Origin of the sequence: Pseudomonas marvdashtae (assembly GCF_014268655.2) — a bacterium.
GTDB lineage: Bacteria > Pseudomonadota > Gammaproteobacteria > Pseudomonadales > Pseudomonadaceae > Aquipseudomonas > Aquipseudomonas marvdashtae.
This window is the reverse complement of sequence record NZ_JABWQX020000001.1, coordinates 1,225,194-1,238,774: the sequence shown is the minus strand read 5'-3', so window position 1 is coordinate 1,238,774 and position 13,581 is coordinate 1,225,194. Positions and strand designations below refer to the sequence as shown.

Below are 13,581 nucleotides of genomic sequence, written 5' to 3'. Positions count from 1 at the left end.
GGAGCCACGACATGACCGTTAATCTCGGCACCGCCAACGAATTCATCGCCCGCCACATCGGCCCGCGTGCAGACGACGAGCAAGCCATGCTCGAGCGCCTGGGCTTCGACTCCCTGCAAGCCCTGAGCGCCAGCGTCATCCCGGAAAGCATCAAGGGCACCAGCGTGCTGGACATGGGCGATGGCCAGAGCGAAGCCGATGCGCTGGCCTCGATCAAGGCCATCGCTGGCAAGAACCAACTGTTCAAGACCTACATCGGCCAGGGCTACTACAACTGCCACACCCCGTCGCCGATCCTGCGCAACCTGTTGGAAAACCCGGCCTGGTACACCGCCTACACCCCGTACCAGCCTGAAATTTCCCAGGGCCGTCTCGAAGCGTTGTTGAATTTCCAGACACTGATCAGCGACCTCACCGGCCTGCCGATCGCCAACGCCTCGTTGCTGGACGAAGCCACCGCCGCCGCCGAAGCCATGACCTTCTGCAAGCGCCTGAGCAAGAACAAAGGCAGCAACGCGTTCTTCGCCTCCGTCCACAGCCACCCGCAAACCCTTGACGTGCTGCGCACCCGTGCCGAACCCCTGGGCATCGACGTGGTGGTGGGCGATGAGCGCGAACTGACCGATGTGAGCACGTTCTTCGGCGCGTTGCTGCAATACCCGGCCAGCAACGGCGACCTGTTCGACTATCGCGAACTGACCGAACGCTTCCACGCGGCCAATGCACTGGTGGCGGTCGCGGCTGACTTGTTGGCCCTGACGTTGCTGACCCCACCGGGTGAATTCGGCGCCGACGTTGCCATCGGCAGCGCCCAGCGCTTCGGCGTACCACTGGGCTTCGGCGGCCCGCACGCGGCGTATTTCTCCACCAAGGACGCGTTCAAGCGCGACATGCCGGGCCGTCTGGTCGGTGTTTCCGTGGACCGTTTCGGCAAGCCGGCCCTGCGCCTGGCGATGCAGACCCGCGAGCAACACATCCGCCGCGAGAAAGCCACGAGCAACATCTGCACCGCCCAAGTGCTGCTGGCCAACATCGCCAGCATGTACGCGGTGTACCACGGCCCTAAAGGCCTGACCCAGATCGCCAATCGCATCCATCACCTCACCGCGATCCTCGCCAAGGGCCTGGGCGCGCTGGGCCTGGACGTCGAGCAAGAGAGTTTCTTCGACACCCTGACCCTGCACACCGGCGCACAAACCGCCGCCCTGCTCGACAAGGCCCGTGCCCAGCGCATCAACCTGCGCGTGGTGGATGCTGAGCGCCTGGGCCTGTCCCTGGACGAAACCACCAGCCAGGCTGACGTGGAAAATCTCTGGAGCCTGTTCGCCGACGGCAAGGCGCTGCCAGACTTCGCGGCCCTGGCCGCCAATGTCCAAAGCCGTATCCCGGCGGCGCTGGTGCGCCAGTCGGCGATCCTCAGCCACCCGGTGTTCAACCGCTACCACTCCGAAACCGAGCTGATGCGCTACCTGCGCAAGCTCGCCGACAAGGACCTGGCGCTGGATCGCACCATGATCCCGCTGGGCTCCTGCACCATGAAACTCAACGCCGCCAGCGAAATGATCCCGGTGACCTGGGCCGAGTTCGGCGCCCTGCACCCGTTCGCCCCTGCCGAGCAGAGCGCCGGCTACCAGCAACTGACCGACGAGCTGGAAGCCATGCTCTGCGCCGCCACCGGCTATGACGCGGTGTCGCTGCAACCCAACGCTGGTTCCCAGGGCGAATACGCCGGCCTGCTGGCGATCCGTGCCTATCACCAGAGCCGTGGCGAAGACCGCCGCGACATTTGCCTGATCCCGTCTTCGGCCCACGGCACCAACCCCGCCACCGCCAACATGGCCGGCATGCGCGTGGTCGTGACCGCCTGCGATGCCCGTGGCAACGTCGACATCGAAGACCTGCGCGCCAAAGCCATCGAGCACCGCGAACACCTCGCCGCGCTGATGATCACCTACCCGTCCACCCACGGCGTGTTCGAGGAAGGCATCCGCGAGATCTGCGGCATCATTCATGACAACGGCGGCCAGGTGTACATCGACGGCGCCAACATGAATGCGATGGTCGGCCTCTGCGCACCGGGCAAATTCGGCGGCGACGTGTCGCACCTGAACCTGCACAAGACTTTCTGCATCCCTCACGGCGGTGGCGGCCCGGGCGTCGGCCCGATCGGCGTCAAGTCGCACCTGGCGCCGTTCCTGCCGGGCCACGGCAACATGGCGCGCAAGGAAGGCGCGGTGTGCGCGGCACCGTTCGGCAGCGCGAGCATCCTGCCGATCACCTGGATGTACATTCGCATGATGGGCGGCGCCGGCCTCAAGCGCGCCTCGCAACTGGCGATCCTCAACGCCAACTACATCGCCCGTCGCCTGGAAGAGCATTACCCAGTGCTCTACTCCGGCAGCAACGGCTTGGTGGCCCACGAATGCATCCTCGACCTGCGTCCGCTCAAGGACAGCAGCGGCATCAGCGTCGATGACGTCGCCAAGCGCCTGATCGACTTCGGTTTCCACGCCCCGACCATGTCGTTCCCGGTGGCCGGCACGTTGATGATCGAGCCGACCGAAAGCGAATCCAAGGAAGAACTGGACCGCTTCTGCGACGCCATGATCTGCATTCGCAAAGAAATCCGCGCGGTGGAAAACGGCAGCCTGGACAAAGATGACAACCCGCTGAAGAACGCCCCGCACACTGCGGCGGAACTCGTCGGCGACTGGACTCACCCGTACAGCCGCGAACAAGCAGTCTACCCGGTGGCGTCGTTGATCGAAGGCAAGTACTGGCCGCCAGTGGGCCGGGTCGACAACGTGTTCGGCGACCGCAACCTCGTGTGCGCCTGCCCATCGATCGAAAGCTACGCTTGACCTGAATGGAGGGCAGTCCATCTGCCCTTCGCTCCTTGCGCAAGTGAACGCTCGCCTGCGCAAGGGATATAGGTCATACCTCTCACGTCGATCCTCATAAAAAGAAACCGGAGAAACACCATGTCGTTAAGCGTGTTCGACCTGTTCAAGATCGGCATCGGCCCTTCCAGCTCCCATACGGTCGGCCCGATGCGTGCCGCCGCCCGTTTCGCCGAAGGGCTGCGTCGTGATGACCTGCTCAATGCCACTGCCAGCGTCAAGGTCGAGCTCTACGGCTCGCTCGGTGCCACGGGCAAAGGACACGGCAGTGACAAGGCCGTGCTGCTGGGCCTGGAAGGCGAGCACCCGGACACCGTGGACACCGAAACAGTCGACGCCCGCCTGCAGCAGATTCGCAGCAGCGGTCGCCTGAACCTGTTGGGTGAACACTCCATCGAATTCAATGAAAAACTGCACCTGGCGATGATCCGCAAACCGTTGGCCTTTCACCCCAACGGCATGATCTTCCGCGCCTTCGACGCGGCGGGCCTGCAAGTGCGCAGCCGCGAGTACTACTCGGTGGGTGGAGGTTTTGTGGTCGATGAAGGCGCGGCCGGCGCTGACCGGATCGTCGAGGACGCCACGCCCCTGACTTTCCCGTTCAAGAGCGCCAAGGACCTGCTCGCCCATTGCACTACCTACGGCCTGTCCATCAGCCAAGTGATGCTGACCAACGAAAGTGCCTGGCGCCCCGAAGCCGAAACCCGCTCCGGCCTGCTGAAAATCTGGCAGGTGATGCAGGATTGCGTGGCCGCTGGCTGTCGCAACGAAGGGATTTTGCCAGGCGGGCTGAAGGTCAAGCGCCGTGCCGCGGCGCTGCATCGACAGCTGTGCAAGAACCCGGAAGCCGCCCTGCGCGACCCGTTGTCGGTGCTGGACTGGGTCAACCTGTACGCCCTGGCGGTCAACGAAGAAAACGCCTATGGCGGGCGCGTCGTGACCGCGCCCACCAACGGTGCGGCCGGAATCGTGCCGGCGGTGCTGCATTACTACATGCGCTTCATTCCGGGCGCCAATGAAGATGGCGTGGTGCGGTTCCTGCTGACCGCCGCCGCCATCGGCATCTTGTACAAGGAAAACGCCTCCATCTCCGGCGCCGAAGTCGGCTGCCAGGGCGAAGTCGGCGTGGCTTGCTCCATGGCTGCCGGCGCCTTGTGCGAAGTCTTGGGCGGTACGGTGCAGCAAGTGGAAAACGCCGCCGAAATCGGCATGGAACACAACCTCGGCCTGACCTGCGACCCCATTGGTGGCCTGGTGCAAGTGCCGTGCATCGAGCGCAACGCCATGGGCTCGGTGAAGGCCATCAATGCGGTGCGCATGGCCATGCGCGGCGACGGGCATCACTTCGTCTCCCTCGATAAAGTCATCCGCACCATGCGCCAGACCGGCGCCGACATGAAAAGCAAATACAAGGAGACCGCCCGCGGCGGTCTGGCGGTCAACATCATCGAATGCTGATGCGTGCCATCCACAAATTCCAGGAGCTGATATGTCCACCGAACAACTGTTGAAAACCCCGCTGCATTCGCTGCACCTTGAACTCGGCGCGCGCATGGTGCCATTCGCCGGCTACGACATGCCGGTGCAATACCCACTGGGCGTAATGAAGGAACACCAGCACACCCGCGATCAGGCCGGCCTCTTCGACGTGTCCCACATGGGCCAGATCCGCCTGACCGGCGCGGGTGCCGCCAAGGCCTTGGAAAGCCTGGTGCCGGTGGACATCATCGATCTGCCGGTGGGCATGCAGCGCTATGCCATGTTTACCAACGAGAACGGCGGCATCCTCGATGACCTGATGGTCGCCAACCTGGGCAATGACGAACTGTTCCTGGTGGTCAACGCGGCCTGCAAGGATCAGGACCTGGCCCACCTGCGCGCCCACATCGGCGACCAGTGCAGCATCGAGCCGCTGTTCGAAGCCCGCGCCCTGCTCGCCCTGCAAGGCCCGGCCGCCGTCACCGTGCTCGCACGCCTGGCGCCGGACGTGGCAAAGATGACCTTCATGCAGTTCCAGCGCGTTACGTTGTTGGGCGTGGATTGTTTTGTCAGCCGTTCGGGCTACACCGGTGAAGACGGCTTCGAGATCTCCGTGCCGGCTGCCGATGCGGAGAAACTCGCCCGTGCCCTGCTGGCCGAACCGGAAGTCGCGGCCATTGGCCTTGGCGCCCGTGATTCGCTGCGCCTGGAAGCCGGCCTGTGTCTCTACGGCCACGACATGAACACCGAGACCACGCCAATCGAAGCCAGCCTGCTGTGGGCCATTTCCAAGGTCCGACGCGCCGATGGCGCCCGCGCCGGTGGTTTTCCTGGGGCTGAAACCGTTTTCGCCCAACAACAGGGCGGTGTGGCCCGCAAACGCGTCGGCCTGCTGCCCCAGGAACGTACACCGGTGCGCGAAGGTGCCGAGATCGTCAACGAAGCGGGCGAGACCATCGGCACCGTGTGCAGCGGCGGTTTCGGCCCGACCTTGGGCGGGCCGTTGGCGATGGGTTACCTGAACAGCGCTTACGTTGCACTGGATACGCAAGTCTGGGCCATTGTTCGTGGGAAAAAGGTGCCTTTGCTTGTAAGCAAAACGCCATTTGTTCCACAGCGCTACTATCGCGGTTGATTAGTTGTTTCTATAAGTAACGCGGTTGCGTTGTACGTGCACTAATGTGTAACGCAACCGCCATAAAAGGGTGCATGTTTAGATATTCACGCGCGCTTATAACGCCACGGAACAACTGGACTTGCCTTTCGAATAAGCCTTCCCCAGCGAAACATCTAAACTGTCACCAAGATGAGCAATTCCGGGCCCTTGAGGGGGGGTTGTATTTTCGCTGGAAGTTGGCGTAGAGTTTCGTCACTGTGTTTGCATGGGTCGCTTGGATCGTGACCTGGGCAGTAGCCTACGAAGTTAGCTACATCCCGTTCGACGTCATCTTACTTTCCTGCAACCCAGCCCCAGTACTCTTTCGCCTGGAAAGAGGCTGTCATTAATTTAGCGTCAAGGAAATAAGAAAATGTCCCAACGTCAGAGCGGTACCGTCAAGTGGTTCAACGACGAAAAAGGTTTTGGTTTCATCACCCCTGAAAGCGGTCCGGATCTGTTCGTACACTTCCGTGCTATCCAGGGCAACGGCTTCAAGAGCCTGAAAGAAGGCCAGAAAGTCACTTTCGTTGCCGTGCAAGGCCAGAAAGGCATGCAGGCTGACGAGGTTCAAGCCGAAGCCTGAGGCTTTCGCGAACTAAAAAGCCCCTGATTGATATCAGGGGCTTTTTTATGGCCGCAAATCCGTAAAATGGCTTCTTTTTTCCGCCGAGGCCCTCATGCCGAAACACCTGCTCACCCCCCAGGGCGACTTTCCTCCCGCCGGCTTGGGTCGTCGCCTGGCGGCGATGTTCTATGACTTTCTGCTGTGCACGGCGCTGCTGATCGTGACCGGCGGCGTGTACAAGATGATCCAGATGGCAATCATCGGCGAAGAAAAGATGCGTGCCCTCACCGACGCCGGCGCGCTGGACGGAGACCCGCTGCTGTCCACCGTGCTGTTATTCGTGCTGTTCGGTTTTTTTGCCAAGTTCTGGACCCACAACGGCCAGACCCTGGGCATGCAGGTCTGGTGCATCCGCGTACAGAATGCCGACGGCACCGCCATCAGCCTGTGGCAGGCGCTGTTGCGATTCGTGGTGTCGATTGCGTCGTTGCTGCTGGTGGGCGCAGGCTTCATCTGGGCGCTGTTCGACAAGCGCCAGCGCAGCTGGCATGACATCTATTCGGATACGCAGCTGGTGCGGGTTCCGAAGAAGACCAAGTAAGAACACCCCATGTTTGATCGTTCCCACGCTCCGCGTGGGAACGCCTCTACGGACGCTCCGCGTTCGGCTTTTTGGGACGCAGAGCGTCCCTGGCTACATTCCCACGCGGAGCGTGGGAACGATCATAGGCCTCAAGACTTCTTGAAGCCTCGAATCTTCCAACAATCAGGCATTCCCCGCCAACTTCATCCGCGCTGCCTGGGTGAAGTCCAGCATACGCTTGAGCGGGCGAATCGCGTGGGGGATCAAGGCCGGGTCGACGAAGATCTCGTTGCTGCCGTCTTTCAGCGCCTGGAGCGTGCGCTCCAGGGTGTTCATCGCCATCCACGGACAATGTGCACAACTGCGGCAGGCCGCGCCGTTGCCGGCCGTTGGCGCTTCAATAAAGACTTTGTCGGGGCACAACTGCTGCATCTTGTAGAAAATGCCGCGGTCGGTGGCGACGATCAGCGTCTTGTTCGGCAAGCTCTGCGCTGCGGCAATCAACTGGCTGGTGGAACCCACGGCGTCCGCCAGCTCGATCACCGACGTCGGCGATTCCGGGTGCACCAGGATGGCGGCGTCCGGGTACAGCGCCTTCATGTCTTCCAGCTGCTTGGACTTGAACTCTTCGTGGACGATGCAGGCACCGTCCCAGAGCAGCATGTCGGCGCCGGTCTTGCGCTGGATGTAGGTGCCCAGGTGTTTGTCCGGTCCCCAAATGATCGTCTCGCCGTTGTCCATCAGGCTCTCGACGATTTCCAGCGCGCAGCTGGACGTCACAACCCAGTCGGCCCGGGCCTTGACCGCCGCCGAAGTGTTGGCGTAGACCACCACGGTGCGCTCCGGATGCTGGTCGCAGAACGCCGAGAACTCGTCCACCGGGCAACCCAGGTCCAGGGAGCAGGTGGCTTCCAGGGTCGGCATCAATACGCGTTTTTCAGGGTTGAGAATCTTGGCGGTCTCGCCCATGAACTTGACCCCGGCCACCACCACGGTCTTGGCCGGATGGGCGTTGCCGAAGCGGGCCATTTCCAGGGAGTCGGACACGCAGCCGCCGGTCTCTTCGGCCAGGGCCTGGATGATCGGATCACAATAGAAGTGCGCGACCAGCACCGCGTCCTGAGCCTTGAGCTCGGCGGCAATGGCGGCGCGGTACCAGGCCTCTTGCTCGGCGGTCAGCGGCTTGGGCTGCTTGGCATCGAGATGGGCCTGGACCAGAAGGCGTTCGGAAATTTGCGTCATGTTCGCAAGACCTATGGGCGCATTTGCGCGAAAGTCGAGTATACACCCGGCTCCGGACCACTCGGGTACCGCCGGGAAAGTGAGTATCTATCAGGCACGGGACAGCGTGAAGCCGGCAAGGCTACAGAATATCCCGCCGTTGCAAAAGATCATTCTGACCTGCGCCCGACCACCGAAACGGACGCGTCCAGCAAGCTGACTGAAATGTAATCACCCGCCGCGTCCGGCTGTGTCATCTTCTTTTCCAACCGGCACAGGGCAGCGCTTCTGTGCCTGCTTCAAAATCGAGCGATGGATTGAACGGCATGCAATCGAACACTTCCAGGCGAACTTTCGTAAAGGGCCTGGCCGCGGGAGGCCTCCTGAGCGGCCTCGGCCTTTGGCGCCCGCCTGTCTGGGCCGTCACCAGCCCCGGCCAGCCCAACGTACTCACCGGCAGCGAATTCGACCTGTTCATCGGCGAGAGCCCGGTCAATTTCACCGGCAGCCCACGCACCGCACAAACCATCAACGGCGGTATTCCCGGCCCGCTGCTGCGCTGGCGCGAAGGCGATACCGTGACCCTGCGAGTGCGCAATCGCTTGGAGGACACCACGTCCATTCACTGGCACGGCATCCTGCTGCCGGCCAACATGGACGGCGTGCCGGGACTGAGCTTCAAGGGCATCGAGCCCGGTGGCGTGTACGTGTATCAATTCAAGGTCCGGCAAAACGGCACCTACTGGTACCACAGTCACTCCGGTTTCCAGGAACAGTCCGGCGTCTACGGCCCGCTGGTGATCGACGCCAAGGAACCCGAGCCCTTCCAGTACGAACGGGACTACGTGGTGATGCTCACCGACTGGACCGATGAAGACCCCGGCGACATCCTGAGCAAGCTCAAGAAACAATCGGACTACTACAACTACAACAAACGCACCGTCGGCGACTTTATCGATGACGTGGGCAAGAACGGTTGGGGCGCCACCGTGGCCGATCGCAAGATGTGGGCCGAGATGAAGATGAACCCCACTGACCTCGCCGACGTCAGTGGCGCCACCTACACCTACCTCATGAACGGCCAGGCGCCGGACATGAACTGGACCGGCCTGTTCAAGCCGGGCGAGCGCATCCGCCTGCGCTTTATCAACGGCTCGGCCATGAGCTATTTCGACGTGCGCATTCCCGGTTTGAAGATGACAGTGGTGGCGTCCGACGGCCAATACGTCAAACCGGTGAGCGTCGACGAGTTCCGGATCGCCGTGGCCGAAACCTATGACGTCATCGTCGAACCGACCCAAGAGGCCTACACGCTGTTCGCCCAGTCGATGGACCGCACCGGCTATGCTCGCGGTACGCTCGCTACCAAGGCCGGGTTGTCAGCGCCAGTACCGCCACTGGATCCCCGACCCTTGGTCACCATGGACGACATGGGCATGGGCGGTATGGATCACGGCTCGATGCAGGGCATGGATCACAGCCAGATGCAGGGCATGGACAGCATGCTCTCGCATCCCGATACCGAGAAAGACAACCCCTTGGTAGACATGCAGGCCATGAGCGCCAAGCCCAAGCTCGACGACCCGGGCATCGGCCTGCGCAACAACGGTCGCAAGGTGCTGACTTATTCGGACTTGCGCAGCACATTCCCCGACCCCGACGGCCGCGACCCCGGCCGAACGATCGAGCTGCACCTGACCGGGCACATGGAAAAATTCGCCTGGTCGTTCAACGGCGTGAAGTTCTCCGACGCCGCGCCACTGCTGCTCAAGTATGGCGAACGCCTGCGCATCGTGCTGATCAACGACACCATGATGACCCACCCTATCCACTTGCACGGCATGTGGAGCGACCTGGAAGATGAGAACGGCCAGTTCCTGGTCCGCAAACACACCATCGACGTGCCACCGGGTTCCAGGCGCAGCTACCGCGTGACCGCTGATGCGCTTGGACGCTGGGCCTATCACTGCCACCTGCTGTTCCATATGGAAATGGGCATGTTCCGTGAAGTCCGGGTGCAGGAATGAGGAGCCGACCATGATCAGCCTGTTGAAATACCCCAGCCTGCCCGTGGCCGCCCTTGCCCTCGGCACCAGCGTTTCGGCCTGGGCGGCGAGCGACACGATGCAAGGCATGGATCACAGCCAGATGCAGGGGATGGACCATGGCCAAATGCAAGGCATGGACTCGATGCAGGGCATGGAGCCGATGCAGTCGGCCCCCGTCACCAGCCGCACGCCAATCCCGGAGCTGACCGCTGCCGACCGCGCCGCCGTCTATGAGGATCATGGCGGGCATGCGGTGCATGACAGCGCCATCCATTGGTTTTTTCTCATCGACCAACTCGAATGGCAAGACGCCAATGACGGCAGCGCCCTGAGCTGGGATGCCTCCGGCTGGATTGGCGGCGACATCGATCGTCTATGGCTGCGCTCCGAAGGCGAGCGCCTCAACGGCAAGACTGAAGAAGCCGAGCTCCAGGCCCTCTGGGGACATGCCATCAGCCCGTGGTGGGACGTGGTGGCCGGCGTGCGCCAGGACTTCAAGCCAGGCGATCCGCAAACCTGGGCCGCGTTCGGTGTGCAAGGCATGGCGCTGTACAACTTCGAAGCCGAGGCCACCGCGTTCATCGGCGAAGGCGGCCAGAGCGCGGCACGCCTGGAAGGCGACTACGACATCTTGCTGACCAACCGTCTGATCCTGCAGCCCACCGCCGAAGCCAACTTCTACGGCAAGAACGACCCCGCCCATGGCGTCGGCTCGGGACTGTCAGACACCGAAGTCGGCCTGCGGCTGCGCTACGAAATCCGCCGCGAGTTCGCCCCCTATATCGGCGTCACCTGGAACCGTGTCTACGGCAATACCGCCGATTACGCCCGGGATGAAGGCGAAGACCGCAGCGAAGCACGCCTGGTGCTAGGCGTGCGCCTGTGGTTCTGATCCGCTGACCTGCTTCACTTAAAACTAAAAACGAGCTGTAGGAGTCCTTGCATGTCATTCATCAAAACCGCTGTCGCCTTGTCCGCCGGCCTGTTGTTCAGTGGCTTGGCCCAGGCCCATCCGAAACTGCTGTCCTCCACGCCAGCCGAAGGCGCCGAAGGTGCGGCACCGGCGAAGATCGAGCTGCACTTTTCCGAAAATCTCATTACCAAGTTCTCCGGCGCCAAGCTGGTAATGACCGCGATGCCCGGCATGTCGGCCCATGCGCCGATGGCCATGGCGGCCAGGGTTTCCGGCAGCGACGATCCAAAAACCATGGTTATCACGCCGAATGCCCCACTCACCGCCGGCACCTATCAAGTCCAGTGGCGCGCGGTATCGTCCGACACTCACCCGATCACCGGCAACGTCACGTTCAAGGTGAAGTGAGTCGATGAGCGACTCGATCAACATCGCGCTGCGCTTCGCCCTGTACCTGGACCTGATGTTGCTGTTCGGCCTGGCCGCGTTTGGCCTCTACAGCCTGCGAGGCCAGGAACGGGTGTCCGGCGCGCAGTTGCCTTTCGCGCCGCTGTTGGTGATCACGGCGCTGCTGGGTGGGTTGCTCTCCTTGGCTGCGATGGCGTGCATGGCCTGGGCCATGAGCGGCGCTTCGGCGTGGGCCGAACTGTGGCCGCACATTGAAATGATGGTACTGGAAACCGAGGTCGGCTTGGCTTGCACGTTGCGCATCGCGGCGTTGCTGCTGGCCGGTTTTGCGGTGGCGCTCAATAAACCTTGGCCGACGGCCAGCCTGGTCCTGGTCACCCTGGGCGGGGCTGTGGCGCTGGCGACGCTGGCCTGGGCAGGTCACGGCGCCATGAACGAAGGGTCACGCCGCAACTGGCACTTCATCACCGACTTCCTGCACCTTTGGGCGGCAGGTGGCTGGATCGGCGCCTTGGCCGCGTTTGCCCTCCTGCTTCGCCAGGCCGAACCTCAGCTGGCGATACTGGTCCGGGCATTGGTTGGGTTTGAAACCGTCGGGGCGGTGATCGTGGTAGTCATCAGCGTGACAGGCGTGGCCAATTATCTGTTCATCGTCGGCCCAAGTGTCGCAGGGCTGTTCGACAGCACTTATGGTCAGTTGCTGACGTTCAAGCTCATCTTGTTCTCGGTCATGCTGGTGTTCGCCGCGCTGAACCGTTTTCGCCTGACTCCGCTGCTGGAACAGGCCCGACAGACCGGCGAGCACCGCATCGCGGTAAGTGCGCTGCGGCGCAGCATGGCTTTGGAGTTATCCGTAGCCGTCGTGATTCTTGGATTGGTGGCGTGGCTTGGGACGCTGAGCCCGGCGATGGAATGACCGTCTCGCCCCCCATGAGTCCGTGGCGAGGGAGCTTGCTCCCTCGCCACAAAGGCCGGGTGGGCGGCATTTAATTATTCGATAAGCCCCGCCAGTTTTCAGTTTGCCCAAAGCAGGTTGCCGCAGCCTTAATGGCGCTTTGTTCTGGCCAAGGCCCTGTTATGGAAAACATTCGAACCTCAAGCACCCACGCCGTCTGGCTGATGGTCAGCATCGTGCTGGTGGCACTGAATCTGCGGCCTTCGATGGCTGCGGTCGGGCCGTTGTTATCGGCCATTCGCGGCGAGGTGCCCTTGAGTTTCAGCATGGCATCGCTACTGACCATGTTGCCGGTCATGGCGATGGGCCTGGCGATGTTCCTGGGCATGCGCGTTGCCCTGCGCATCGGTGAACACCGCACCGTCGTCCTGTCGCTGTTGATCATCGCTATCGCCACGGCGTCGCGCTTGTATCTGGACAGCGCCGCTGGATTGATCGCCAGTGCGGTCGTGGCCGGAATCGGGATCGCCCTGATCCAGGCGGTGATGCCGGCACTGATCAAGTCGCGCTTCGCCGGCAACGTCTCGCTGTTCATGGGGCTGTATGTCACGTCGATCATGGGCGGAGCGGCCATTGCCGCGTCGTTCTCTCCCCTCGTCCTGGCGCAGACCGGCAGTTGGCGCACCGGCCTGGCGATCTGGGCGCTGCTGGCCGTGGCCGCACTCGGCTGCTGGTACGCACAACGCCGCGCCGTAACGCCCTTGCCTGAAACACCGGCGCGCCCACAGGCATCGTTCTTCACCAGCGGGCGGGCCTGGTTGCTGGCACTCTTTTTCGGCATGGGTACCGCGTCCTACACCTGTGTCCTGGCCTGGTTGGCGCCGTATTACCTGGAAAAAGGCTGGAGCGAACAGCAAGCCGGCCTGCTGCTGGGGTTTCTCACCGCGATGGAAGTGTTGTCCGGCCTCGTCACGCCGGCAATAGCCAACCGCAGTCAGGATAAACGCTTGGTATTGGCCGCGCTGCTGGCCCTGATCATGGCTGGCTTCTGCGGCATGATCCTCAGTCCGGAACGCTTGAGCCTGCTGTGGCCATGCCTGCTGGGGTTGGGTATCGGCGGCCTGTTCCCGATGAGTCTGATCGTGTCCCTCGACCATCTGGAAAGTCCACGCCGTGCCGGTGCGCTGACGGCGTTCGTGCAGGGTATCGGCTACCTGATCGCCGGGCTCTCGCCATTGATTGCCGGGATGATTCGCGATCAGTCGGGCAGCTTCGAATGGGCCTGGTGGTCGCTCACAGCGGTAACAACGCTGATGCTGCTGATGGTGTTGCGCTTCAATCCCAAGCAATACGCGCGGCGGATTGGCTAGGCATCGACCGTAACGGCAAGTATAAAGGTCCCTTTCTTCA

The 13,581-nt window shown here is 62.3% G+C and carries 11 protein-coding genes; 10 read left to right on the top strand and 1 reads right to left on the bottom strand.

The genetic code is table 11. The annotated features are described in order from the left end of the window. The first annotated feature begins 11 nt into the window (after window positions 1-11). From gcvP to HU742_RS05625, 5 genes are all read left to right on the top strand, one after another. Entirely contained in the window at window positions 12-2,861 is a 2,850-nt protein-coding gene (gcvP, locus tag HU742_RS05645) for an aminomethyl-transferring glycine dehydrogenase (protein WP_186643634.1), read from the top strand. A gap of 120 nt (window positions 2,862-2,981) precedes the next feature. After that, complete coding sequence (locus tag HU742_RS05640) at window positions 2,982-4,358, top strand: L-serine ammonia-lyase (protein WP_186643633.1); 1,377 nt, start codon at window positions 2,982-2,984, stop codon at window positions 4,356-4,358. Between the two features lie 31 nt (window positions 4,359-4,389). After that, window positions 4,390-5,514, top strand: a complete 1,125-nt coding sequence (gene gcvT, locus HU742_RS05635) for a glycine cleavage system aminomethyltransferase GcvT (RefSeq protein ID WP_186643632.1) — start codon at window positions 4,390-4,392, stop codon at window positions 5,512-5,514. Between the two features lie 394 nt (window positions 5,515-5,908). Continuing rightward, window positions 5,909-6,121 (top strand): cold-shock protein, encoded by a 213-nt coding sequence (locus tag HU742_RS05630; protein ID WP_003175786.1) that lies wholly within the window; start codon window positions 5,909-5,911, stop codon window positions 6,119-6,121. 94 nt (window positions 6,122-6,215) lie between these two features. Then, entirely contained in the window at window positions 6,216-6,704 is a 489-nt protein-coding gene (locus tag HU742_RS05625; protein ID WP_186635642.1) for an RDD family protein, read from the top strand. 165 nt (window positions 6,705-6,869) lie between these two features. On the opposite strand, the gene nadA is transcribed toward HU742_RS05625, so the two are convergent. Next, window positions 6,870-7,928, bottom strand: coding sequence for a quinolinate synthase NadA (nadA, locus tag HU742_RS05620; RefSeq protein WP_186635639.1), 1,059 nt, complete (start codon window positions 7,926-7,928; stop codon window positions 6,870-6,872). 305 nt (window positions 7,929-8,233) lie between these two features. Between nadA and HU742_RS05615 the strand changes: the two genes are divergently transcribed. From HU742_RS05615 to HU742_RS05595, 5 genes are all read left to right on the top strand, one after another. Beyond that, entirely contained in the window at window positions 8,234-9,934 is a 1,701-nt protein-coding gene (locus HU742_RS05615) for a copper resistance system multicopper oxidase (RefSeq protein WP_186643631.1), read from the top strand. 10 nt (window positions 9,935-9,944) lie between these two features. Then, window positions 9,945-10,847 carry a copper resistance protein B gene (locus HU742_RS05610; protein ID WP_186635633.1) on the top strand — a complete coding sequence of 301 codons (903 nt, stop codon included), beginning with the start codon at window positions 9,945-9,947 and terminating at the stop codon, window positions 10,845-10,847. Window positions 10,848-10,898: 51 nt separating this feature from the next. Further along, window positions 10,899-11,276, top strand: a complete 378-nt coding sequence (copC, locus tag HU742_RS05605) for a copper homeostasis periplasmic binding protein CopC (protein ID WP_186643630.1) — start codon at window positions 10,899-10,901, stop codon at window positions 11,274-11,276. Between the two features lie 4 nt (window positions 11,277-11,280). Further along, window positions 11,281-12,192: a copper homeostasis membrane protein CopD gene (gene copD, locus HU742_RS05600; protein WP_186643629.1), complete on the top strand. Its 912-nt coding sequence runs from the start codon at window positions 11,281-11,283 to the stop codon at window positions 12,190-12,192. 161 nt (window positions 12,193-12,353) lie between these two features. Further along, the gene (locus HU742_RS05595) at window positions 12,354-13,541 is read left to right on the top strand and encodes a cyanate transporter (RefSeq protein ID WP_186643628.1); all 1,188 of its coding nucleotides are present in this window, start codon (window positions 12,354-12,356) and stop codon (window positions 13,539-13,541) included. The last annotated feature ends 40 nt before the right edge of the window (window positions 13,542-13,581 follow it).

What these genes read in the sequence shown, in the direction of transcription:
- gcvP (WP_186643634.1), top strand. Translation starts at nt 12, where the DNA reads ATGACCGTTAATCTCGGCACCGCCAACGAATTCATCGCCCGCCACATC.
- HU742_RS05640 (WP_186643633.1), top strand. Translation starts at nt 2,982, where the DNA reads ATGTCGTTAAGCGTGTTCGACCTGTTCAAGATCGGCATCGGCCCTTCC.
- gcvT (WP_186643632.1), top strand. Translation starts at nt 4,390, where the DNA reads ATGTCCACCGAACAACTGTTGAAAACCCCGCTGCATTCGCTGCACCTT.
- HU742_RS05630 (WP_003175786.1), top strand. Translation starts at nt 5,909, where the DNA reads ATGTCCCAACGTCAGAGCGGTACCGTCAAGTGGTTCAACGACGAAAAA.
- HU742_RS05625 (WP_186635642.1), top strand. Translation starts at nt 6,216, where the DNA reads ATGCCGAAACACCTGCTCACCCCCCAGGGCGACTTTCCTCCCGCCGGC.
- nadA (WP_186635639.1), bottom strand. Translation starts at nt 7,928, where the DNA reads ATGACGCAAATTTCCGAACGCCTTCTGGTCCAGGCCCATCTCGATGCC.
- HU742_RS05615 (WP_186643631.1), top strand. Translation starts at nt 8,234, where the DNA reads ATGCAATCGAACACTTCCAGGCGAACTTTCGTAAAGGGCCTGGCCGCG.
- HU742_RS05610 (WP_186635633.1), top strand. Translation starts at nt 9,945, where the DNA reads ATGATCAGCCTGTTGAAATACCCCAGCCTGCCCGTGGCCGCCCTTGCC.
- copC (WP_186643630.1), top strand. Translation starts at nt 10,899, where the DNA reads ATGTCATTCATCAAAACCGCTGTCGCCTTGTCCGCCGGCCTGTTGTTC.
- copD (WP_186643629.1), top strand. Translation starts at nt 11,281, where the DNA reads ATGAGCGACTCGATCAACATCGCGCTGCGCTTCGCCCTGTACCTGGAC.
- HU742_RS05595 (WP_186643628.1), top strand. Translation starts at nt 12,354, where the DNA reads ATGGAAAACATTCGAACCTCAAGCACCCACGCCGTCTGGCTGATGGTC.